Genomic DNA, 22,386 nt, shown 5'->3' with positions numbered 1-22,386 from the left:
CGTTCCGCTACACCGCTCCACCTGATAGCCTCAAACCCTGCTCCGCCTGGGGACATTCGGCGAGCAGGTCTGAGGATTCTTCTCAAGCGCCATCAGCGATAGCATTCGCACTCTTCAAATGACCAGATCAGCATGGCGAGTTCGTAGAACACGCCGCAATCACCGGTCTGAGCCGACGAGGCAACCGCTCGAAGCGCCGGGGTCAGGCAAGCGAGTCCACCGGTGTCAGCTGACCGCCTCCCTTCCAGGGTCTCGTCACATCGCGTGGACCGACGGCGCAGTGGCGTAGGATCGGTGCGCACTGAAGCGATGCTGGTGAGTTCGCCGTGAATCAGCCACAGCCCGGCCCGGGGCGCGCTGGTAGCGGCGATGTCGTGCCGCCATCTCCCGCAGGTGGCCTGCCGCGGGTCGATCCCGGCTCACTGTCGCAGGATCTGCTGCAGTGGTCGGCGGCTGCGTTCGGCGCGGTGTCGCCCGCGGCGACAGTGTTCGGTAAGGCATTCCTCGAAGCGCTCGGTGAGCGTGCCGCCGACGGCGCGGCAGCGCTTCCGGCCCGGCTGCGTCAACGCTGGTTTCGGCGGGCACGGCGATCGCACGGTGACGTGGAGGTGGTGACCGTGCTCGACATCGAGAACGTGGACGCGGCCGCGATTCTGGTCACCGCCGATCTCCCGGACGAGGCGCGCCTGGCGCTGCTCGACCTCGACCCCACCGAGGCGGCAATGCACGGAAAGGTCTTGGGCTGGGACGCCGACACCCAGCAGTGGCTACCCGTGGAAGCACCGATCACGCAGGTGAGTCCGCCGCCCAGCGCCCAGGGATAGGATCTGACCGATCGCGGCAGCCGAATCGGTCACAGGCAAGCCGATCCTGCACGGTATGCGGTCGCTGATCGCGCGGCCAGCAAGGGTCACCGCTCAACCCTGCCGACTGTTGGGGTCGACCGCGACCTCTACGACCTCTACGCCGCCGAGCCCTTACGCCCGCCGTGCGTGCGGCAGACTCGACATCATCGACCAACGTTCGAGCGAATCCAGGAGAACTCTGTGTCCGACGCCCCCTCCCCATGGCAACAGCGCTTCCCTGATCTATATGAGCCCCTCGACGAGACGCAACGTCACGCCTTGGACCAGACATTGGCCAGCCACGCACTCGAGGGCCTGCAACCCGACCGGGACTTCGTCGCCGACCTCGTCGCTCTCCTCACCGGTGCGATCGACGAACACGAATACGATCAGCGATCTGACCGGTGGGCAGCACAAACCAAACCTGACCAGTGAGCTCCGGCAACGAGCCCAGCACCGACTACCCTGCGTCGGGCGCCGCGCTCGACGGACAGGCGGCGGCTGCCAATCCGCTCGGTATCCGCGGCGCCGAGCAACTGCGCCGCCGGGAGTACCGCGAAACCAGTTTGCGTGCCCTCGAGATCGTGACCGGCCGCGTGGAAATTGCTCGCACCGGCGATTTCCTGGAATGGTCGGCGATTCACGCCCACCTATTCGGCAGAATCTACGAATGGGCGGGCATGCCCCGCGCGGTCACCATGAGCAAAGACGGCCGCCCGTTCCTTCAGCCGCGCCACTTCGCCGACTACATCCCGCTGACCACCGACTACATTCGATCTGTCGACTGGTCCCGGCTCGAGCGCGAACAGTTCGTCACGCACGCCGCCCGCGCCCTCATGCAACTCAATTGGTGTCATCCCTTCCGGGAAGGCAACGGCCGCGCGATGCGCCTGTTCTTCGACCGCCAGATCACCGCCGCCCCGTGGCAGTTGAACTACACCGATCTCGACCCCGCCCTCTGGAACGCCGCTGCTCATCTGTCCCGGCCCGCCAACGACCAGACACCCACCAACTATCACATCCTGGTCCCCGTCATCGACGAGATCACCCACGCCCGCCTCCACGACGCCCCCACCCGCCGCGAGCCCGGCCACGACGGCTATGACATCGGCGCCGCGATCCGTGACATCAGCAGACCCGCGACCGAGCGAGCCGCCTCCCCAATCGAGACAGAAAACCACTCTCACGGCGTCGCTCCCGCCCGCGCGAGCGAACCAGACCCAGGTCCATAAGCGAGCGCCGCGCCTCACCACCTTCGCGGCAGTTCGGACGAATCTCGTGGCGACGCCACGCGGAGGTGAGCGAGGTCACCGCGACACGACCGCCGTTGCTGGTGGCCTTTCAGCAAAAGCCCGCAGCCCGCGAGCAGACTGAGCGCAGATCATCGTTGCCGTCGAACTCGAGAGCAATTCTCATGCCAGGGAGCCGATTACATCGTGACCCGTTCACGGTGTGTCTCGATGCCGCCGGTTTGAGCATCGGCTTCAAGCCCACCGTAGAGTCGAGATCCGATGCTGACCTCGTGCAAGCGCCGCGCTGTTTTCGGGTGAGAGGGAGACGGTCACAGACCGCCGAGACCTGCAGTGGGTTATGACAACCGACGAGGGAATGACCGACGAGCAGCGGTGGGAAGCCTACCTGTGGCCCTCAGATGAAGGGCCCGGCCGCACGATGCTGCGCAACCTTTACGGGCTGCACAACATCGACGAGCTTCGCCGCCGCGAGTACCGGGAAACCGCGAAACGTGCCTTGGAAATCCGCCGCGGCCAGGTCGACATTGCGCGCACTGGTGACCTGCGCGAGTGGCAGGCCATCCACGCTCATCTGTTCGGCAACGTCTACGAATGGGCCGGCCAGCTACGTGATGTCGTCCTCGGCAAAGGGCTACGAACCTTCCTTGCCCCGGAGTTGTTCGATGCCTATATCCCCAGCATGCTCGACGGAGTCCGCGCCATCCCCTGGTCCTCGCTGGACCGGCTTCCGTTCATCGAACTCACCGCGCAGGTCTACGCGGCGTTGAACTGGGCACATCCTTTCCGTGAAGGCAACGGCCGCGCAGCCCGGCTGTTTCTCGACCGTCAAATCGAGTCCGCCGAGTGGAAACTGGACTACGGCCGCATCGAGCCACACCGGTGGAACGCAGCCTCCGAGGAAGCACGTCCCGCGCTCTACGGCATGCCCTCGCATTACCCGCTGCTGCCCGTCTTCGCTCAGATCACCGTGCACCGGAGGGCGACCGTTCTCTCGCTGGACCCCGTCGATCCCCGCGACCTGGAAGCCGTGCTCGCGCGATACCGCCACACACCCGGCCACGAGACCGGCGAAGCCATCGCCGCGGCCGGACTCGACAACACCACCCTGCCCTCCACAGCCATCGACACCGACACCGGTATCGACTCTGTGCCACCGAGCCCCGGGCAGCAACCCAGCCGCAACTCCTCGCCACCGTCAGCCGACGCCACCGACTGACCGGCCTTGACCGAATTCGCGAGACGTGCTCGGCCGCTACCTCGAAACCGCCCATCGCACCTGCCGACCCGACGTCAAGGAAGACCCGATGACAACGCCGCGATTGCACGGCCGCGACCTGCTGTTGCCCTACGACCTCCTCGAGCGTGCCGCTGGCTACACCCTCACCGACGAGCACCTGGCACGCGTGGTGGACGCCCTGCCTGACAGCACACTGTTGGACGTACTCGCCGATACCTTCGACCGATTTCTCACCGCCACCGACCGTCACGCCCTCGCAGGCCTCGACCCCCACCCGCGACGGGCACCCACTCACCGGCCAGCGGGCCTGTCACTCACCGTCAACGGCATACTGCTCGAGCACCAACTCGAGCACACCAGCGTGCGCGCTCCCTCCAGCGCCGAGTGGGGCCCGGCATGGTGCACCACGGCGGCTGAGCTCATCGGCGAACTCGGGTGGAGCGAGCTGATCACCGTCACCGGCATCGAGCACATCGAGGGCCCGGCCGCCACCCTGATGTACACGGCGACCGCCCCCGACCTCGGCCACTGTTCCGACGGTTTGAGTGTCTGGGTCGAAATCGCAGGCATGCACGGTGTGCGACTGGGCAGCGTCGACTACTTCGCCGGCAGCGCCGACGGCCAGGGACCTGCATTCCGCGACGCCACCGGCGCATCGAACCCGCAACTGGCTGACGCTGCGTCGATGCTGCGCGGCATTCTCGCCGACATCAACACCCAGCTCCACTGGCACAACCACCTGCTGCATCCGTCCGTTCCCCGCCCCGCCTGAATCCTGAATCTTGACCCCCGGCGAACGGCCGGGCTCCGCGCTGCGGGCTGGCGCCGGCGAGGCCGCGCGACCATCCTCTGAAACCGGCAGTTACGCGGGCCGGGGCTCGTCTTGAGCGAGTGAGACTGTTGTTCGATGATCCGACCAACCTCGACAACGTCGGGAGCCCATTCCTAGTGGCTGTGGCGTGCGACTGCGGTGAAACCACACCAGCACCGACAAAATCGTGCCCAGTATCGCCAACTGTGCTCTTGTGACGGGCGATGATCGACAACGCCGGCTTCGGAGCCCAGAGCGCTTGTAACCGTCGGCGTCGCGCGCATGGCGGCACCATCAGCCGGCCCGACCGCTCCCCCAACCCCCTATCCGATAGGACAATCGGATGACCGCCGAAGAGTGGGCCGCTGCGATCGCGGCCGCGCTCAACAGCAAGTGCGAGGGTATGGAGTCCTCGGCGCAGAACGCTCGGGGCGCCGACCCGTGCGACCGCTGGAAGTTCGAGTGGGCGCGCGACAAGCTCAAGGCCCAGCGCGACAGCCTGATCGAGAAGGCCCGCAAGTTCGGTGACCGTGACGTGATGCAGCGAGCGCTGGACCCGTACATGCTCGGCTACCTGCTCGACCACGCCACCTAGCCCGGCAAGGTCGATGTTCAACGGCGGACCGCGCGGGAACAGGCGATGACCCCGGATTCAGATTCAACAGCATCCTGCAGCCGGTCGCCGGGTCGGCCGACTCCGCATAGCGGTGCTCGCGACCGATCCTGGGGTTTCGGCGGCTGGCAGTTCACGGTGTATCTCGGCAGACTGGACAGCAGTTGATCAAGTCTGCAGGAGGTCGGCGGTGGACCGTGTCACGGACTGGGAGCGCCGGTACCCGGATCTGTTCGCATCCTTGGACGGCTCGACCCGCCGCGCGGTCACTCGCGCGGTCGCCATCCACGCGCAGGAAGTCGGGATCGAACCCGACCGCGACACATTCGCCGACCTGATCGCGGTTGTGACCGGGGCGATCACCCCCGAGGAATACGACAGACGCTCAGACGAGTGGGCCGTGCGTCACAGTCACCGGCCGCCTCCACGCTGATGCCGCACAACCCTGAGTGGACCGACCCCTACCTGTGGCCCGCCGAGGACGGCGAACACAGCGACGTCCTGCGCAACCGGTACGGGATACGAGATCCCGACCAGCTCGCGCTGCGTGAGTACCGCGAAACCGCGCTGCGGTGGATCGAGATCGAGCAGGGCCGCGCGGACATTCCCGCCACCGGAGACGCCGCGGAGTGGCGCGCCATCCACCGCCACCTGTTCTCCAACGTCTACGACTGGGCCGGACAGTTCCGCACCGTCAGGCTGTACAAGGGCGAGTTGGAATTCGCCAACCCGTCCGACATCGAGGACTATCTCGTCGAAGCGACCGCAGAGATCGGTGAGATCGACTGGTCTGCCCTCGATCAGAACCAGTTCATCGACCGCGCGGCACGCGCCCACATGCTGTTGAACTTCACCCACCCGTTCCGTGAAGGCAACGGACGCAGCGGGAAACTGTTCCTCGAACGCCAAATCGCAGCCGCGCAATGGGCATTGGACTACAGCCTCGTCGAAACCGAAGAGTGGAACTGGGCGAGCATGTGGTCCCGTGACACCGACGGGCGCAAGCCGACCGACCATCGTGTCCTGCTCGGAGTTTTCCGGCGCATCACAATCCCGCGCGCCGACCCCACCGCCCCCGCGGTACTGGACCCCACCAACCACCGTGACCTCGCCATCATCCTCGACAACATCCGCACGCAGACAACAGGCGCGCACATCGGCGACGCGATCGACGCGGCCGGACTGACCCACGGCCCGCATTCCGGCCTCCAGCCCACCACCGACGCATCAACCACCCACGGCACCGCCGTGTCGCAGAACGCGCCGGATGTAAGTCTCGACCCCTGACCGCAACCTGCACGCCCCTTCCCCACGGCGCGGCCTCGCCGCGGCGCTGTCGGGTCGTGCATGAAAGTTCCACCAACCTCTCGTCTGGCGTTCAGCTCGACAACCGAGCCGGTCGTCGTGGGCTCCAATAACCAGTCCGCCAGCGGCACTCGGCCTGCCCATCCGGCCTCCATCCGCCAGCACGAAAGGTGCGTTTACATAGAGAAAGGGCAACCAACGATGGACTTCTTCGACCTCCCTCGCCTGCACCCCGACTGGGGATTCACCATACCGGGGCTGGTGTGGCTGGGCATCTGGCAGTTCGGACCGGACCCGACCTGACCACGCAACGTCCACCTCGTCCCCAGATATCGGACAACGCCACCGCGGTAGCGGTGACCTCGCCGACTCCCGACGCTTGGACATGACATGACAACCCTTCTTCACCGTGCCAGGCAGATCGCCTCCCACCTCGGCCCAGGCTGGCGCGCCGCATCCGGCTGGGTGCGCTTCACCGAACATGTGATCCTGCATGGACCTGCCGATCAGCGCCTGGACATCAAAAGTGGCAACACATCCCACCGCACGACCGATCACGGCAAGCTGTTCATCTGCCGTGACTACGCAGAGCTGGGAACCCATCTCGACCCCGGGCAGGGAATCGCGACCATCACCGTGTCCGAAACCCGCCCCACCGAGGCCATAGCGGCCAGGATCACGCGCGATCTCTTGCCCGGTTTCGTCGAAACCCTCGCACGCTGCCGCGCCCGCGCCCTGAAAGCCGCGCAGACCGAAGCCGGTCGCATGGCGACCATCGAAGCCTTGTGCGCTGCGCTGCCCTCCGCCCGCCGAGTACAAGACAGCCACGTCTACTTCGGCCGGGTCGGCAGCTCACTCAGCGGCCGCATCCGCGTCCACGACAACCGCAATGCCACCATCCACATCGAGGCCACCTGGACCCATGCCCTCGCACTCGCCCGGGCGATCGGCAACCACACCAACTCCGCCACGCCAGCGCCCACTCACCCCGAAAACGACCATCAGGCCGCCACCGAACCACCCGGCCCGCCGGCGCCGCGACACAGCCGACACCCCCGCAACCCGCCACAGCCCATCCCGCGACGCAGACGCCCCACACCACCGGCCCCGCGAAACCCGCAAAGGACATGATCGGCAGGATCACCATGGCAGGCGCGGAAACCTGATCGGCCCACGCCCACTCCACCACGCTGTCGCTAGCCGAGACCGCCATGGAACAGCCCCCCTCGACAGCGCCCTCCGCAACGGCCACCGCACACCCGTCGTTTCCATGCACCGACACCACCGGACCGACGTACCGGGATGATCATCCGCGGCGCTGACGGCGCGACCGTGCACCCACTCATCACAGCGCTCGACCACGACGGGCTCATCCGGCCACCGTCTGACTGCACCATTCCGGCGGGCGCTCCCTTTTCAACGACCCCATCGGCTTCGACCATGAACTCTCCCCAGCCGCCAGCGCCCACGATCTCGCAGATCACAGCACAGATGCACCGTGAGATCACCGACCACATCACCGCCGGCACCGTCCCCGCATCGGTATCGAACCTGCAGCACCTTCGGCGCTACCTCGACGTGACCGCGCTCGCGCGCGATCTGACCACCGCACGTGAGCAGCTGACCGACCAGCCTGTGACCGAGATCGTCGACACCGTCGGCGTGTTGCTCGATGCGTGGCTGCGCGCCGGTCGCCCCACGGTGCTGGTCACCTCGATCCGCCCCAGCCCGCTCGCCGAGCACGACACCGAAATCGAGTTGAGCAACGACATCCGGATTCTGGCGGCCGACGACGGTGTCCTGGTCACCACCACCGACCATCGGGTCTTGAGCTTCCTCGACGTGATCGACCCCGACCAGGACCACGACCATCTCGACCTCGCGATCGACACGCCGCCAATCGCGCACTGACCCACACCCTCTTTCCCTCACCGCGGCACGCCGCTGAGCCCTCTGTCGCTGCAAGAGGCTGCTGCGGCGGCGAAACCGCGTGCCGCAGCCGCAAATTCTTCGCTGATCCAACATCCAGGAGGCCCTGTGCCGATCGCTTCTCCCGCCGCGCTGCGCCTCGCCGTCGCCGTGCGCGATCTGCTCACCATGCACCCGAGCCTGCACTGCCAGAACCTGTGGATCGGGTCCACCGCCCACAGCCTTATCGGATGCGTCGGGGGATGGACCGCGCTGCTCGACGGCGCCCGCCCGCACCCCGCAGGCCGGTCGCGGTGGCGCAGCGGCTACCAGTTCGTTTCCGTCATCGGACCCAGTGGCGCGCCGATCTTGATCCGCGACTATTGCACGACACGGCTGGGACTCGACCGCGACGAGCGCGACCAGCTGCTCAGCGAGCCCGAAACCACCACCGCCGCATTGAATTACCTGAACTCACTCATCGTCTCCGCAGCACCCCGGCTCGAGTGCCCCCAATACGACGACTGACCGCGCGGCCGAGCACCGACCGGTACATGTCCCACTGCTCGGCGGCGACAACACGCCCCGCACCCGCAGCTAGACCGAGCTGCGTTCTCGACGCGACATCGCTGCGCCACCCCGCCCCTCACCGGGACGCAGCGCACCGCCACACCTAGGAGCGGCACTCGCTCGAGTCGCCGATCGGAAAGGACATCTCTTCATGGCAAAGCGCCCACCCAGGGATCGGAGCCGTCGATTCGACGTCGCCGACATTCACACCGTGCTTGTCGCTATCGTCTCCGCGGACCCCGACCGGCGGGATCAGCATGTCGCCACCGGACACACCCCCCGTTACGTCGTCGCCGGCCGCCCCTGCTGCCTGGTTGCTGTCGTGTTCGCGGAATTAGGATTTTCCCTCGGCGTTCTGCGTGCTCTCGACAGAGAGTCCAGGCAACCGGCCAAGCGGGCGGTCACCACGATCGAGCTATCGGAGTCCACGCACCCGATCCTCAACCGCTTCACACCGGCGGCCCGCGCGCTACTCGAATCGCTGCAGCGGCGCCAGGACCGTCGACAGCCATGGGCGCAGGTGGTCTCCGATACCTGCGGCCTCGACATCTCTGGGCGCGATCGCCGCCACCATCCACACCATTGACCCTGGATGCCACTGCGGCCTCGGCGGACTCCACGACCGGCGCCGACCTGCCCCGATCAACATCGGCGTCCACCGGTCGTCCCATCGCACGACCCGGGCTCGGCAACCTCATCACCGTTGCGGCAGTCGAGCATCGATGCAGGATGCAGCACCCCCAACGCTGGCGCAACCAAGCGCACGGCAGCTGTGATGGAAACCGGGCAGCCTACCGGACCTCCTGTCTGCGACGGCTGATCCTCCAGCCCTCAGACAGCAGGCGTTGAGACGCCGACCGGTCTGGATCCGGACAAGGACACTGCGAAGCGAAGCGACAATGGACCCACATCCCCGCGCACCCAGCGCGCCACACACTGCGCTCGCCGCCACGGATACAGGGGTTCGGTGATGAGCGCGCCGCTGGCGACGGGACCGGCCGGGCGAAGCCAGCGCATGGCTCATCTGCTGATCAAAGTGGCGCTGCACCGCGCCAACATGCTGCTCGCGCAGTGGTCTTCCGCCTACACCGCCGCAGACTCCGAACTGACCGGCGGCGCCGGTGGCGACGACATGATCTCCCGCCACCGTGCGGCCGCACACCAGCGGATGCTGAACATCGACTACCAGGGCTCGCTCGAAGAGTTGGCGGCCGCGCTGACCGATGCCTGGCTGTGGCGTGGCAGCTCCACGCTCGCGGCCGAAACCCTGGCCAACCTGATCGAGGACTTCAACGACGAGTACGGGCTGATCCTCGATCCCGACACCGCCACGGTCACCGTAGACCCCGCCGTCGACCTCGGCTGGGCGGAATGGTCCAACGAGCGCGTCAGCGCGCTCAACCGGTCGATCTCCGCCGAGAAGTTCGCCAAAAACACTCTGTCGGTTGCCATCCCGTCCGAGCAGCGCCGCGAGGTCGATCAGCAGCTTCGCCGGTGGGCGATGCCGTTCTCCCGATTCCCCGACAGCCGAGAACGTCTCCGCCTCAACGCTATTCGTCAGGATTTCGACGCGGCAATGCAACGCGCGGCGGTCCCGGCCGCCACACGGGAAGCCATCCAGTTCGGGCTCATCTACCTCTCCGGGTGGCTACCGGAATCGTTCGACTTTCGCTCCTGCCCGATACTCGTGGACACAGCCACCTCACCAGGCGGTGAGGCCGATCGGGCCCAGATACGGGGCATGCTGCACGAATACGCCGCCGCGGCGGCCGCGATGGCCGCCTACGCCGACCGCGTGGCCGACAACCCCGCCCTCCCGCTTGGTGAGCACATCACCGACATCGAGGATCTTCTGGCCCGCATGGACCGACACCGTCGTGATTTGTCGTGGTTCGCCGACAACAGTGAAGGGCTCCACAGCCTCGAACGCAGCATGGTCCGCTGCCTGGTCCACGAAATCGGGCACGGCGACATCGCGCTGCCCGACCTGCTGCTGATCGACCCGCACTCCCAACACCTCGCCGAGCGCCAGCAGCACGACCGGACCGGGCGCAGCACACTTGAGACTGCCGAACACCGCATCATCACCGCGCTCGACGCTGCCGGTACCGGTGTGCGGGATTTGACAGACACCGGCGCGGAGGCGATTCGCACCACCTGGGAGCGAACCATCATCCACCTCAGCGCCTTGGCTTACCGTTGGACCCCCGACGCCGACGTGGCACGCGCTGAATGTCGCAGGCTCGCTGGCGAGCTCGATCGGCAACTCGCCCACCTCGCCGTGCCCGCCGAGGCCCGCGCCGACATCCACCGCACACTCCACGACACCATCGACTTCGCCGAACACCACGCCCACGACGGCATCCAACGCGACCGGCAGTGGGCCGCCCGCTCGATCGGCCGCTATTCCGATATCCAGCGTGACATCGGCGCGCACCTGTCGCCGGACATTCCCGGCCCATCTCAGACCACCGAGATCCTCGACGCGCTGCCAGCCATGCCGCACGCGCCCTGGACCTCCCTGTCCGAGGCACAACGCACAGCACTTCCGCCACCGCCCGAGCGGCAAGCAGGCCCCGCACTCTGAAACACCCCAACCCATCCGCACCCCGGGCACCCGCCTGTAGGCGACGTTGACAATGTCAACGAAAACAGTGCCGCTCATTGGGGGCATGGCGCCGGATACAGCATCCGAGCTCAGCGCGGTCCGGCTGTCCGCGGCGACCTCGGACGGCGGCCGCGATCGCAAAGATCACCATCGCCGACGAGTCCGATCCGATTTCCCGCTTCGTCTGCATCCTCATCGTCTGAAACTGCCCGCGACGTAGGAATCTGCGTGTCGGCCGATAATCCGCCGCGCACGAAATCCACGATGGGAAGACCACGCGGCCACCGTCCCTGGAGCCCCGCCCAGCAGACCTACCCGTGACGTGCCCGCTTTCGCTTCTGTCTCTTCCCTGCTCGTTTCCGAAGCCGAGAACGGCCGATCGTTCCCGATCCGGCCCGCTTCGAGGAGCAGTCACCGACGGCGGCCGCTTCGACACTGGCACGCCCACGACGCACCAACGGGGCCGACGAATCAACCATGAAAGGCGACGAGAAGTGACCGTCTACATTGCTCTCACCGACGCCGGGCTCCCCGCCATCACCCACCCGCAGATGCGTTCGGAGTTCTCCAGCCAGGCCGCCGCGCACCGGTGGTTCGACGACTACGTCAACAGCCGCATCAACCGCGGTATCGGCTCCCGCACCGGCATCAAGGGTGGCTCGGCTTCCGCGGTGATGCAGATCTACCGCCACCGCTACGACGAGGTTCCGATTGCCCGGCTGCGTGTCGCCGACAACCCGAATGGCACCCGCCGCGTGATCAACGAGGCCGAAGGCGACCGCATCGACAAGGGTGCAGCGGTCGCCAAGGCGGGTGGGGTCGACATCGGCGCAGTCGTCGACGGGTATCGCGCGGCGCTGCTGGCCATGCAGCCGGACTACACAGGCTCTGCCTGCTCCTGCGCCGGGGTGAACCCGTGCGATCACGCTGCACCCTTGTCGCGTCGGTTCACCGTCGATGACATGGCAGGTGAGCTGGTTACGAGGATTTGGGCCAACGTCCGTTACGCGATCGGGCGGCATCCGCTCGCCGCCCGCCTGTATGTGGCCGCAGTCGGCTCTCGCACGCTGGGCTGGGATCTCTACGCCGACCAGGTGCACAAGTGGTGCGGGTTCCGGTGGCGCACCGGCGCCGGAGAACTTCACGCCTACATGGTGCGGCTGAGCCACAGCATCCCCGTGGTGCACGTGATCGAGCGCAACGGCGTCCTCATCGACAGCACCTCGGTGAGGCGCTCGAAGCAATGAGCGAATGACAGCAGCAACGCCGGTGTTCACCCCCGCGACCCCATCAGCCGCCAATTCGCCGAGAAAAACGGTACAGCAATGACTTTCGATTCACCCGACGACCAACCCCAACCCTATGCGGCGGCCGGTCGGGCGCTGATCGCCCTGGCGGCGTGGGCGTCCACCCGCGAGGGAATCACTCTCGAGCAGATCTACGACAACACCTACGACCACGAGGTTCTCGGCGACTTCGGCGCCGATCTGCTGCACCTGCTGCACCTGCACAAGGTCGACATCGACGACATCCGACAGCGGGCGTGGATGCACTTCGACGAGGAGTCGACCGCCCAGCCGACCCCGAGCTCGGACGCGACCACCGGCCCCACCCTGGCCGCGATCCAGATGCTGAGCAACGTCGTCTCCCAGGCCCGCCACGGGCGAGAACAGCCATGACTGAATACACCTTCGACACCTACATGCTCGCCACGGTGAAGGTGAAAGCCGAGAACCTGCCCCAGGCCCAGCGCATGCTCCGCGCACTGACCAGCCACGATGTGCCCGACGCGCACGCGAAAATCGCCGATGGGGTCGAGCTTACGGTGCTCGAGTACCGCGGAATCGCGGACATACCTCACGACGTCCCCGCCCAGCGGGGCGAGCCCGCACCGCCCAGCAACGGCTTCGTGCAGCTGGAACAGATGGCCAATAGTGGCACCGGGCTTCCGATGCTGTTTCGTGTCGTGCAGGTCTCTCCGGAAGGTGACGACATGCGGGAGGGGAACCTCGAGATGCTCGGTGAGTACCTTCGCGGCGACCAGGTGATCCGCGTCGGCCTGGCTCGCGCGGTGTGCCTCGCCGAGGAAGTGTCGCCTCCGGGAATCGTTGTCCGCCCCGGCGGCACATTCGAGGTCCTGACCCCAGGCTGGCAGGTTCTGTCGGGGTTCAGTCGCCGTCGCGGTTACGACGGCCCGCTGATGGAAACCTACGAACCCATCAATGACCGCCTCGCCGAACACATCCTGTGGCACCCCGGCCTCTACACCGTCTCCTGGGCCTATGACGGCGCGGGATCGTGGATCGTGCTGTACCGCGACGACTCCGAAGAGATCTCAGAGGCGTTCGGGTGAAGGTCATCTACTGCGGTGACTGGCCGAGCGTTGCGATCGCGGCAGTGGAGTTCGCGCATGCCTCCTACACGATCGCCGACGCGCACAATCAGCGGCTTCGCGAAGCCGGCCGCAGCGACGTGGAGCCGTTGGACGGTGACTGGATCCGCAGCGAGACCGGCATGTGGCAGGTCGTCGGCGTGGGGTTGAACGGACTGCCCGCACTGCGCCGAGCACCCGACCCGCGGCTGCTGCCTGAGCTGAGGGTCGTCGCGGATCCGCTGGATCCGTTGCGGTGGGCCCCGACTGTCCGCGCGGACAGTGTCCGCGCCGCCGTCACCATGACCGACGAACTCAAACACGCTCCCGCACTGTTGCGCCACCGCGATGGACGGATGTTGACGTGCGGGTTCCCGGTGCGCGTGTGGCAGGCGACCTGTTTAGAGATCGACGAGAGCTGACCGCCGATGCACCCCCCTCGAACCCTGCCCAAGGGACCGACGGTGTGGGGGTGCTGCTCCAGCATGAGCGGTCCACCGTGCGGGCATCGCCGCAACCCGGACGGCAGCCTTGCCCCGCTGGCCGCCGCGGAATTCGAAGACGGCCTGAGCGTGCAGCTGCGGGATGTGAGAACCCCGTTCACCGGGCCGGGTCTGGACCGTCCGAGCGATGCCGAATGGGAGCGCGCCGAGCTGATCGTCGGCGACCCGCTGCAACGCCACTGGCCGCCCGGAACTCGGCTGGCAGGACCGCACCCACGTGGCGAAACCGCGCCAGCCTGCGCAGCCAGGTGAACCGCCATTTGCTACGCAACTTCTACCGGCACGCGCCCGTCTGGTGTCGCGCAGTCCGGGCGGCTCGGTGAGCGGCACAACCGGCAGCCACCGCGCCGAATGCTCGTGACCGGCAACTGATCTGGCCTCCGACCGCAATCCTCTCCAGCCGCAACCCTCACAACACCGTCCCCGCGCTGTTCACACGAGTCGCGACGGCCGCCGAGACAGCCGGCGACATAGGCGACCCGCCTCGCTGCTGGTCGCTTGCAACGGATCCAAGCAGTGGCGACTCAGTACCCACACCACAGAGGCAGGAAGGCTGATGCTGGTCATCAACACGCGACCCACGATCGAGCCCAGCGAAGCGCGGGTAGCGCATTGGATGAGTCACTGGAACGGCCGATACGCCCTGCGCGGCGTCGCTATCTCAAGCTACCACCTGCCCGGACGCGACAACGCAGGCCAGCAAGCCGATTTCGTGCTCCTCACACCTCAGGTGTCCGCCGTGCTCGAGGTCAAAGGCACCCATCATGACCTCACCCACGGAGTCATCACCGCCGAGCCCAACGGCCGCTGGCACCACTCCAGTGACGACCGAGATCCCGTCCACACCCGCGCCAACGACCTCAACCCGATAGACCAGGCACTCAGCGCGACCTACCTGCTCAAAGCGTTGGTCGAAAAACACAATCCCGGCCGGTCATTCGTCTCCGCGGTGGTGGTGGTCGTGCCGCCGCGGCGCTCGACACTGCGCTTGCAGGTGGGATCGCTGCCGACCGGCTGCGAGGTCGTGCTCGGCAACCGGGGGTTGCGCCGCTGGCTGCACCGCACCGCACGCCGCGACTCGATCTGGACTGCCGAACAGGCCTACTCGCTGCTCAACGCCATGAACCTCGGGCGAGAACTGACCATCGGCGACCTCATCGCCGAAGGCTTCCCCCCGCTCGAAGCCACACCCGTCACCTCCACCGCTCGCCGAGCGAAGACGACAACGACAACCGACACGACCACTCCCCCAGCCTCGCAGCCGCCCAGCGACCAGCCGGCCGCACCCCCGACCCGGGCAGCTTCCCGGCCCGATACGAGTTCGCGCCTCAGCAGATCGCACGTAGACCCCAGTCCGCGGGCCGCCCACCGCGGCCCACAGCAGCCTGGACACACCGGTGCCCTACCGCGGCCGCGTCACCGCCGCCAGCAGATAGCCGCACTCATCGTGCTCGCAGCCGTCTGGACCGTCCTCTGGCTGCTGGCGGCGCATTACCATCACATGCCACCGTCTGCACCGACCACGTCCACCCCGACCGAGCAGCAATCGTCGCAGCGTCCGCCCCAACAATCGCCGCGCCCGTGACCGGCGCCCGCGCAGATGCGCGAGAAACGAGCCCCATCCAGCTGTCGGCGCCGCTCGGCGCTCTTCTCGACGGGACGGCGCGACCCACCGTCCACCGGCACTCCTCGACTCCTCACCCACGGCCAGATTCGCATCGGCCCGTGTCCGCCTGCGCATCGCACGCACCGCGAACCTGCCCCAGGAGCAACATGATCTCTCATCGAGAAGTCTCAGTCTGGCTCGCCAGTCTTCCCCCGACCTGCGATATCGCTGTGGACGAGAGCAAATTGACCCTCGTTGTGCTTCACCACGGGCACACCACAGCGGCGTACCTCGAAGTCGGCGGCTACGACGATCCCGCGGATCTCGACAGCTTCGGTGAGCCCGGCACCATATCTCCCGCCTCGCGACACGACCCGAGCAGAGTCCCGGACTTCGCGGCTTGGTCCAAGGCACTGAAGAACTCCACCGCGCACGCGATGTGCTTCGAAGCCATCGGCTACGCCCGCGGTCACTGCGACGCCGCGCGGGTCAGTTCCAGCGATGCGATCGACTTCGGTCACGCCTTCGCCGTCCTCGTCGCCACCGGTCGATCACGGCCCACAATCGCACAGGCGTGGCACAACTGGCGTACGGGAGGCCCCATCGACTCCATGACTGCCACACACCTGGTCAGGCCACAGTGACCCACACCCCACCCGCCGCCGGCGGCGGGCACGGCCCCCACGCACAACCCGCCGTCGAACACAGGACGTGGTCGATCACCGCTTACTGGGACGTGGACGGCTGGCGCAAACAAGCCGAACTACTGGTGTGGCGCTGCCCGGAATCAGGCAATCACTTCGCTCATCTGTGCGCCAGTTCCGGTCTAGGCACACCCGTGACCGTCAACCACCCGCGGCGGCTGGAAATCGCATGCTCCGGCCAACGCCTGCACCAGCAGGAGGTCGAAGAGTTCTACCACCGCGCACTAGCCCAGGTGCGCCGCCGATTCGATGCCCACGACCCACTGGTCAGGGCCTACTTCGATCCCCACTCCATGTACTGGGACAGCTGAGTTCGAGCAGCACAACGCGACAAACGAAGAGACCCAACCCCGATTCGTCGCCGCGGCCGGTGCTGGCCGCACCAAAGCCCTGCCGCCAGCTACCCCCTCAACCACCTGCGCAATCCGCCGTACTCGCCGCGACCGCGCGCCCGCGTACGCACGATCCCGGCGGGTGATCTGTTGTGTCAGCACCGCACCGATTGGAGCAACCATCATGGCCACCGCCCTGCGAATCGTCCACACCGCCACGCACGGCACACAGTTGCGCATCGAGGCCTCCAACCCCCGAGTCGGCGATGTCATGGGGCGAGTCCGAGACCGCGTCGGCGGATGGACATGGACCCATCAGCACTGGGAAATCCGCGGATCACGCCACCACCAGCCCCACATCCGCCGCATCGACGCCGCTGCCGCTGCCCTACGAGAGGCCGGAATCCTCGTCGAGGTCCACATCAACCGGATCGGATGCCCATCCACCGCCGATCAACCCGCCCCCGCCGGCAACCGCCCCACCAGCGACCACCGTGACCTGTCCACGAAGTTGGCGCACCTGCCACCCGCGCCACCGTTTCGCCGCCGAGCCGACAGCCACTACGGCGCCCGCTACCACAAACGCACGACCTGACGATCACTGGCCAACAGCGGTCGAGCGACACCGCTTCGCCGGACCGATACCCATCCACCTTCCCAACAACTCGGTCGCTTCCGGCCAGCGCCTCGCCGCTTCGCCCAACGCACCCCACGCGCGGTTCCACCCCCGGCTCGCAGCCCTTCGCATGCGGCACACCTCGCGAGCGCCCACGATCGCCGCCGCGGCGGCCGCCACCCCGCCGTGTACGACGAACTCCGTGAAGAAATCCCGCTCCCGGCCAACCGTTTCCACGATATGCCGACCCGGCCTCCGATTCACGTGAAGGACACTTCATGGCTCAACCGACTCCGCGGGAGCCCGAAACGGCCTCGTTGATTTCAAAAGCGCTGTTCAGCAAATGAATTCGACCGCCTTTCCGTTGACCGCCCTCGCGGTGCTCGGCCTCGGCGGCATTGTCCTGCTGATCTGGCTGCTGTGCCGATAACCGCCCCCACCTGGCCACACTCGCCGTGATCGACGACACACCCTCTTTCACTGGCTGTCGTCACGCGAGGCCCGGACGCACCTGGCCCTGCCCGCCACGAGGCCGCGCGGTGGGCAGCACCTACTACCCCTCAGGACCTACCGTTGCTCAGCATCGACTCCGACAGCGGACTACCCACAGGATGGAGCATCCGCATTCGATATCACGGCGACTGCACTGTGCTCACCCTGCTCGACGATCACCACAGACACCGCGAAACCTGCCCGCCTCACCCAGCGCCGCAGATACCTTCCGGGTTGGAAGCGATGGTCGAGCGGATACCTGATATCGCCGATGCCGCGCTGCGCCGACGCGCCGCGGCCATGGTCACCGACCACCTCGACCGCGCGCAAACCGTCTTCGAACAGTTCACCGCGACCGCTCAGGTCCAGGCGCTCACCCACCGCCTCCGCGACGCCGTCCCCGGAATAGACATCGACATCCAGCTACGGCCTGGTGATCTCAGCGTCTACACCGAATTCACCATCACGGGTCCGGGAGCCGGATCGCTGATGGCGTTGGTCACCGACTGGCTCGATTCCACCGGCCAGCACCGTGACCGGATCCCAGCCGGCGTCGACATCGACTTCGACCGACCATCATTCACCCTGTCGGTCGGTCTGCAACAACCCGCGGCGGAGGAGTTCTTCACCTGGTACCGCTACCGGTCCGATCCCGCGGTCCTCGACGCGAACTCCCTCACCGCGATCCGGGATGTCTCGACCCGCTACCAGCGATCCGCACACCCTGACCCTCGCCTCGAGACGCCCCTGACCGTGCTCGCACGCGCCCATGCCATCGCCACGGCGCCCGCCTGGTGCGCACTGCCCGAACACCTACGCGCCAGCATGTCCGACGGCTACGATAGCGACGCGGTCAACAACATCCTCGGCCAGGTCACCGACGCCACCGGCGTGCGGGTGGTCTGCGTATGGGACGTCTACGACGACTTCGGCTATACCGGTGGTTCCGACTTCCGCGTGGAAGACCCGCTCGGGCACTTCTACTACCTCAGCGGCGACTTGTGGTCCTGGCTCAACGAAGCCGCCGACCATGCCCCCGCGCACCCGGGATCCCCCGCCAGCTGGATCGGCGGTATCGACACCGAGCACACCACCCACACCCTCGCCGGAGGCGACGGCGCTCACAACCACGCCGTCCACGACAAGACCGCGCCCAGCGGCGAAATGCCCGCGCACACCGATCCGCTCGAGCGGGAACTCGACCATGCCCACGCCCAAGCTCGCTTCGCCGCCGACCGCGTCACCACACTGTCGCTCACCCGCATCCGCACCTACCTGCGCGAGCACGCCCCGACCGTCGACTCGGTCGAATTCATCCTCGACACAGACGGACTGGTCCCCACCACGTTCCGCGACGCCTCCGGCGCCCCGATCGATGCGGCCACGCCCGGCCACGACAACTGGATCAGCGACATCAGCCAGTGAAGCATCGCCGTGACCGACCCGGACAACGCTGGACTCACTAGATCCGAACACGCACCCTTCGTGCTCGACCTGGCAGCAGCAAACACCACCGACCGGTGAACAACCCACCATCCGCCGCCGCAGCACTCCAGTTCGCGGTCGGTGCCCCTGCTGCCCCAACCATCGCCGCCATCGACGGCTGTGCCTCGCCGAGGCCTGTCGCCGACCTGGTCGCCACGGTCGTCGCTGGCTACCCGGACTCGGCCCTGACCACGCTCACCGGCCACCACTACCGGTATCTGATCGCGCGGACCCGCAGCGGCGAAGGGATCTACCTGGTCACCGCCGCCGACGGCGACGTCGGGGACTTCACCGAGGAAATCTACGAAGCCTGCGTACGGGAAGGCGAACGCGAAGGACTACACCCCGCCTATCACATCCACTCTCGCTACAACCTCTTCGCCACACCCGGCGTGTACTGGACTCAACTGTCTACCGCCCCGCGTGGCCCCGCACGGTCCGCCCGTGAGGACAAGAGGGCAAAGAACCGTCGCCCGACTCCCGCAGCCAACTCGCCGCGGCCGACGACCTCGCATCCGCACTAAACGCAGCTGTGGCGTTGCGGTCGAACCGTTCATCGTGCGCCACGGTGCAGACCTCGACGTCACCGGGCCAGACGATTAGCCGACGACACGACGGCTGCCAACCATCGCGACTCACACACCCTGGTCATCAGCTCGGCGCTCCCCGCAACCACACCTCGCGCGGGCAGCTTCGGGGCACGGCCGCATTCCTCGTGCAATCTCGCACAGGCCGCTTGCCGAGCCGATGCTCACCCGTGCGGGCTTGCCTCAACGACGCCGCCGCAGCCCTTTGCTGCTTGATTCATCTGCATCAAGGATTTCCAATGGCATCTTCCGATACGGCCGCTGCCGTGAACGACACCGAACTGGCCGCGGTCATGACCGCGCTGCCCGATTCGCAGGATTTCGTGGTCACCGACGTCTGGAATGTCCACGAGGTCCTCACCGCCGCGCGCGACGCCCTGGGCAGCCGGCCCTTCACCGATGTCGAGGTGTGGGCGGTGGAAGACTCGCATCTGCTGGTCACCCTCGAAGCTCAGCCCGGTATACGGCTGGCCAGCGAAAGCCTTCGCGTGCTCGACACATTCGCCACCGACAGCGCGGTGGTTGGTTCGGGCGCGGTCGGCCATGTACTCGACCAGCTCGCGCGTCTGCATCACAGCCTGGTCGACGACCTCTACAGCCAGTTTCCGGATATTCCGCCCAGTCCCGACCGTCGAATGCTCGCGAGCGTGGTCGACTATCTGTGGGAGGTCGAGACCGCCGACTACTCCAGGCAAGACGCCGATGGCCGCAGCGGCCACATCCTGCACGACCTTCGTGGACTGGCGCGTTGGCTCGACATCGCGACCACCACCGCCTTGTACCCGCTGCCGACGCAGTTGCGCGGCAGCCTGCGACCCGGCTTCACCCCCGACCACGCCAACAAGGTCCTGTCCGAACTCGGCGCCTGCTCGCGGCTGCGACCGATCTGCCTGTGGGACTGCCACGATCCCGACACCGGCTACCACGGTAACCTGACGATCTACCTAACCAGCAGCTATCAGCTCTACCAGCCGTCGGCTCGGCTGCTCGCCTGGCTGGGCACACCCGCCGACCCCGACGCACCAGCACCGGATTCGCCGGGTCTGCCCGCAACCTGGATCGGCGACATCGCCACCGACATCGACCTGGCCGTACGCCCCGACATCAGCGCCGACGCCTGCACTTCACATCCTGAAAACGGTCACAACTACTGCCGGGCAGCACCGCCCGCGACCGTCCCCATCCGCCACGCGGGCCCGCAGGCATGCACACCCGTCGAATGACCGTCGACCAGCTGCCCGGCTGCACCGGACCTTGAGCGAGGACGGCACATCCCGAGAAAGACCAGAATGGACGTACACGAGCCGAAAGTCATCGACGTCGGCGGCGGCCGAACCTACACGGTCACGTTTCCCGCTGATGAGGATGCCGACAGTCCCCGCGGATGCGGAGCGGACGAAACCCTGATGGTGGTGGTCACCGCCCACGGTGTGACTATCGACGAAACACGCAGCGATCGCACGCCACACGCTGCTGCGCTGGCGCATTTTCTGCGCGAATTCGGTTACCGCCACGTCGACACTGTCGAGCGCCGCTACCGGCTCTGGCGCGCTATCACCGGCAGTCCGTTCCAGTTGTTCACCGCCGGTAGATACGTCCACCCGATCCAGTCGGGCTTGGCCGAATGGTTCGTACTGGCCGAGTCGGAAGCCGCGGCGCAACGCGAGATCAGTGAGTACGCAACCTGGCTCGGCGGTCGGGTGTTCACTTGCGTAGTCACCGGCCCGGACTCGTCCGAGATCGGTAGCCGCTCGAACCTCTACGACACTATCGCCGCGCGAGAGTTCTACGACGAACTCATCGCCCGCACCGAAGCCGATCTCGCAGAGCAAGCCCGCCTCCGCGGCGCCGGAATCATCGGTCTTCTTTGAGCCGCGCCATCCCACCGGTCGCACCCCAGGGGTCTCCGCGCTTCGGTGCCTGCGTCGCCGGGGCCTCCTATCGGGATGCCTCCTCTGCTGCCCACAGGTGGCCGGCGCCACCACTGCTGCGTACTCGGATCCACCGTCGCCGCTGAAGGCTGCTTGCACTTGGAAAGGTCAGAGATTGACATCAACGCCTGACGAGAATCTGAAATGAACGTCCTGCGGATGCGCATCTTCCGCGCCATGAACGCAACCCCTTGCGGGCCGCTCGTCCGCGCGAAGAGGTTCAACCCTCACGAACCCAACGTGCAGGTATGGCTCCGCCAGTTCGCTGAATGGTTCGAGGAACTGGGAGAAGTCCTCACGAAAGTCGGCATGGACGGCGATGCCCGAGACCACGCACTGTTGGAGTTGCGTCGCCAACGCACGGCCATACGCACGTTCCTGGGACTGCCAGACGATCCGACGGCCCTCTGACCGGACCCCACCCCGGAAGCGCACCCCGTCACGCGGCCGGGCTGAGTCCCGGTCGATTCGCCGCAGTCGGCAACGGCCTGGGTTGGACGTCATCACGCATCGGGGACCTACCTTCCAGTGCCTGGGTCGCCGACACCCGACACCCGACGCCACCGCTGCCCAAGGCCCCGGCCCCGCCCTCGCGGGTCCAGGCGACAG

26 protein-coding genes are annotated in these 22,386 nt (G+C 66.8%); all 26 read left to right on the top strand.

Annotated elements, in window-relative coordinates; all coding sequences use genetic code 11:
- Positions 1–326: 326 nt before the first annotated feature.
- The 26 genes from ABZ803_RS33995 to ABZ803_RS33870 all read left to right on the top strand — a co-directional run bounded on the left by ABZ803_RS33995 (position 327) and on the right by ABZ803_RS33870 (position 22,188).
- A complete protein-coding gene (locus tag ABZ803_RS33995) occupies positions 327–824 on the top strand; it encodes a hypothetical protein (RefSeq protein WP_357045768.1) in 498 nt (165 codons plus the stop codon).
- A gap of 222 nt (positions 825–1,046) precedes the next feature.
- Positions 1,047–1,280: a hypothetical protein gene (locus ABZ803_RS33990; protein WP_357045766.1), complete on the top strand. Its 234-nt coding sequence runs from the start codon at positions 1,047–1,049 to the stop codon at positions 1,278–1,280.
- Positions 1,277–2,077: a Fic family protein gene (locus ABZ803_RS33985; protein ID WP_357045764.1), complete on the top strand. Its 801-nt coding sequence runs from the start codon at positions 1,277–1,279 to the stop codon at positions 2,075–2,077. Before ABZ803_RS33990 ends, ABZ803_RS33985 begins: the two co-directional genes overlap by 4 nt.
- 358 nt (positions 2,078–2,435) lie before the next feature.
- Positions 2,436–3,314, top strand: a complete 879-nt coding sequence (locus ABZ803_RS33980) for a Fic family protein (RefSeq protein WP_357045762.1) — start codon at positions 2,436–2,438, stop codon at positions 3,312–3,314.
- 88 nt (positions 3,315–3,402) lie between these two features.
- A complete protein-coding gene (locus ABZ803_RS33975; protein ID WP_357045760.1) occupies positions 3,403–4,107 on the top strand; it encodes a hypothetical protein in 705 nt (234 codons plus the stop codon).
- 382 nt (positions 4,108–4,489) lie between these two features.
- Positions 4,490–4,741, top strand: coding sequence for a hypothetical protein (locus ABZ803_RS33970; protein ID WP_357045758.1), 252 nt, complete (start codon positions 4,490–4,492; stop codon positions 4,739–4,741).
- Positions 4,742–4,949: 208 nt separating this feature from the next.
- Positions 4,950–5,192 carry a hypothetical protein gene (locus ABZ803_RS33965; RefSeq protein WP_357045756.1) on the top strand — a complete coding sequence of 81 codons (243 nt, stop codon included), beginning with the start codon at positions 4,950–4,952 and terminating at the stop codon, positions 5,190–5,192.
- A complete protein-coding gene (locus tag ABZ803_RS33960) occupies positions 5,153–6,046 on the top strand; it encodes a Fic family protein (protein ID WP_357045754.1) in 894 nt (297 codons plus the stop codon). The genes ABZ803_RS33965 and ABZ803_RS33960 overlap by 40 nt, the downstream gene beginning before the upstream one ends.
- A gap of 483 nt (positions 6,047–6,529) precedes the next feature.
- A complete protein-coding gene (locus ABZ803_RS33955; RefSeq protein WP_357045752.1) occupies positions 6,530–7,195 on the top strand; it encodes a hypothetical protein in 666 nt (221 codons plus the stop codon).
- 171 nt (positions 7,196–7,366) lie between these two features.
- Positions 7,367–7,975, top strand: coding sequence for a hypothetical protein (locus ABZ803_RS33950; RefSeq protein ID WP_357045750.1), 609 nt, complete (start codon positions 7,367–7,369; stop codon positions 7,973–7,975).
- A gap of 126 nt (positions 7,976–8,101) precedes the next feature.
- On the top strand, positions 8,102–8,500 hold the full coding sequence (locus ABZ803_RS33945) for a hypothetical protein (RefSeq protein WP_357045748.1): 399 nt from the start codon (positions 8,102–8,104) through the stop codon (positions 8,498–8,500).
- Positions 8,501–9,512: 1,012 nt separating this feature from the next.
- Complete coding sequence (locus tag ABZ803_RS33940; protein WP_357045745.1) at positions 9,513–11,129, top strand: hypothetical protein; 1,617 nt, start codon at positions 9,513–9,515, stop codon at positions 11,127–11,129.
- 515 nt (positions 11,130–11,644) lie between these two features.
- Positions 11,645–12,397, top strand: coding sequence for a hypothetical protein (locus tag ABZ803_RS33935; protein WP_357045743.1), 753 nt, complete (start codon positions 11,645–11,647; stop codon positions 12,395–12,397).
- Between the two features lie 78 nt (positions 12,398–12,475).
- Positions 12,476–12,829: a hypothetical protein gene (locus ABZ803_RS33930; RefSeq protein ID WP_357045741.1), complete on the top strand. Its 354-nt coding sequence runs from the start codon at positions 12,476–12,478 to the stop codon at positions 12,827–12,829.
- Positions 12,830–12,864: 35 nt separating this feature from the next.
- The gene (locus ABZ803_RS33925; protein WP_357045739.1) at positions 12,865–13,503 is read left to right on the top strand and encodes a hypothetical protein; all 639 of its coding nucleotides are present in this window, start codon (positions 12,865–12,867) and stop codon (positions 13,501–13,503) included.
- Entirely contained in the window at positions 13,500–13,943 is a 444-nt protein-coding gene (locus tag ABZ803_RS33920) for a hypothetical protein (protein WP_357045737.1), read from the top strand. The genes ABZ803_RS33925 and ABZ803_RS33920 overlap by 4 nt, the downstream gene beginning before the upstream one ends.
- Positions 13,944–14,006: 63 nt before the next feature.
- Positions 14,007–14,276 (top strand): hypothetical protein, encoded by a 270-nt coding sequence (locus ABZ803_RS33915; protein ID WP_357045735.1) that lies wholly within the window; start codon positions 14,007–14,009, stop codon positions 14,274–14,276.
- 304 nt (positions 14,277–14,580) lie between these two features.
- Complete coding sequence (locus tag ABZ803_RS33910; protein ID WP_357045733.1) at positions 14,581–15,609, top strand: nuclease-related domain-containing protein; 1,029 nt, start codon at positions 14,581–14,583, stop codon at positions 15,607–15,609.
- A gap of 251 nt (positions 15,610–15,860) precedes the next feature.
- The gene (locus ABZ803_RS33905; protein ID WP_357045731.1) at positions 15,861–16,274 is read left to right on the top strand and encodes a hypothetical protein; all 414 of its coding nucleotides are present in this window, start codon (positions 15,861–15,863) and stop codon (positions 16,272–16,274) included.
- On the top strand, positions 16,271–16,645 hold the full coding sequence (locus ABZ803_RS33900) for a hypothetical protein (protein WP_357045729.1): 375 nt from the start codon (positions 16,271–16,273) through the stop codon (positions 16,643–16,645). The genes ABZ803_RS33905 and ABZ803_RS33900 overlap by 4 nt, the downstream gene beginning before the upstream one ends.
- Positions 16,646–16,850: 205 nt before the next feature.
- A complete protein-coding gene (locus tag ABZ803_RS33895; RefSeq protein ID WP_357045727.1) occupies positions 16,851–17,261 on the top strand; it encodes a hypothetical protein in 411 nt (136 codons plus the stop codon).
- Positions 17,262–18,017: 756 nt separating this feature from the next.
- A complete protein-coding gene (locus tag ABZ803_RS33890) occupies positions 18,018–19,199 on the top strand; it encodes a hypothetical protein (RefSeq protein ID WP_357045725.1) in 1,182 nt (393 codons plus the stop codon).
- A gap of 95 nt (positions 19,200–19,294) precedes the next feature.
- Positions 19,295–19,783, top strand: coding sequence for a hypothetical protein (locus ABZ803_RS33885; RefSeq protein ID WP_357045723.1), 489 nt, complete (start codon positions 19,295–19,297; stop codon positions 19,781–19,783).
- 302 nt (positions 19,784–20,085) lie between these two features.
- Complete coding sequence (locus ABZ803_RS33880; RefSeq protein WP_357045721.1) at positions 20,086–21,069, top strand: hypothetical protein; 984 nt, start codon at positions 20,086–20,088, stop codon at positions 21,067–21,069.
- 183 nt (positions 21,070–21,252) lie between these two features.
- Positions 21,253–21,717, top strand: a complete 465-nt coding sequence (locus tag ABZ803_RS33875; protein ID WP_357045719.1) for a hypothetical protein — start codon at positions 21,253–21,255, stop codon at positions 21,715–21,717.
- Positions 21,718–21,921: 204 nt separating this feature from the next.
- Positions 21,922–22,188 (top strand): hypothetical protein, encoded by a 267-nt coding sequence (locus tag ABZ803_RS33870; protein WP_357045717.1) that lies wholly within the window; start codon positions 21,922–21,924, stop codon positions 22,186–22,188.
- The last annotated feature ends 198 nt before the right edge of the window (positions 22,189–22,386 follow it).

Source organism: Nocardia sp. NPDC047648 (assembly GCF_040642815.1).
In the GTDB taxonomy this organism is placed as follows: Bacteria; Actinomycetota; Actinomycetes; order Mycobacteriales; family Mycobacteriaceae; genus Nocardia; species Nocardia gamkensis.
Note: the sequence above shows the minus strand (reverse complement) of the source record. Positions and strands in the feature narration are given on the sequence as shown.

What these genes read in the sequence shown, in the direction of transcription:
- ABZ803_RS33910 (WP_357045733.1), top strand. Translation starts at nt 14,581, where the DNA reads ATGCTGGTCATCAACACGCGACCCACGATCGAGCCCAGCGAAGCGCGG.
- ABZ803_RS33970 (WP_357045758.1), top strand. Translation starts at nt 4,490, where the DNA reads ATGACCGCCGAAGAGTGGGCCGCTGCGATCGCGGCCGCGCTCAACAGC.
- ABZ803_RS33890 (WP_357045725.1), top strand. Translation starts at nt 18,018, where the DNA reads ATGGTCGAGCGGATACCTGATATCGCCGATGCCGCGCTGCGCCGACGC.
- ABZ803_RS33950 (WP_357045750.1), top strand. Translation starts at nt 7,367, where the DNA reads ATGATCATCCGCGGCGCTGACGGCGCGACCGTGCACCCACTCATCACA.
- ABZ803_RS33875 (WP_357045719.1), top strand. Translation starts at nt 21,253, where the DNA reads ATGGTGGTGGTCACCGCCCACGGTGTGACTATCGACGAAACACGCAGC.
- ABZ803_RS33980 (WP_357045762.1), top strand. Translation starts at nt 2,436, where the DNA reads ATGACAACCGACGAGGGAATGACCGACGAGCAGCGGTGGGAAGCCTAC.
- ABZ803_RS33940 (WP_357045745.1), top strand. Translation starts at nt 9,513, where the DNA reads ATGAGCGCGCCGCTGGCGACGGGACCGGCCGGGCGAAGCCAGCGCATG.
- ABZ803_RS33895 (WP_357045727.1), top strand. Translation starts at nt 16,851, where the DNA reads ATGGCCACCGCCCTGCGAATCGTCCACACCGCCACGCACGGCACACAG.
- ABZ803_RS33915 (WP_357045735.1), top strand. Translation starts at nt 14,007, where the DNA reads ATGAGCGGTCCACCGTGCGGGCATCGCCGCAACCCGGACGGCAGCCTT.
- ABZ803_RS33880 (WP_357045721.1), top strand. Translation starts at nt 20,086, where the DNA reads ATGGCATCTTCCGATACGGCCGCTGCCGTGAACGACACCGAACTGGCC.
- ABZ803_RS33930 (WP_357045741.1), top strand. Translation starts at nt 12,476, where the DNA reads ATGACTTTCGATTCACCCGACGACCAACCCCAACCCTATGCGGCGGCC.
- ABZ803_RS33870 (WP_357045717.1), top strand. Translation starts at nt 21,922, where the DNA reads ATGAACGTCCTGCGGATGCGCATCTTCCGCGCCATGAACGCAACCCCT.
- ABZ803_RS33975 (WP_357045760.1), top strand. Translation starts at nt 3,403, where the DNA reads ATGACAACGCCGCGATTGCACGGCCGCGACCTGCTGTTGCCCTACGAC.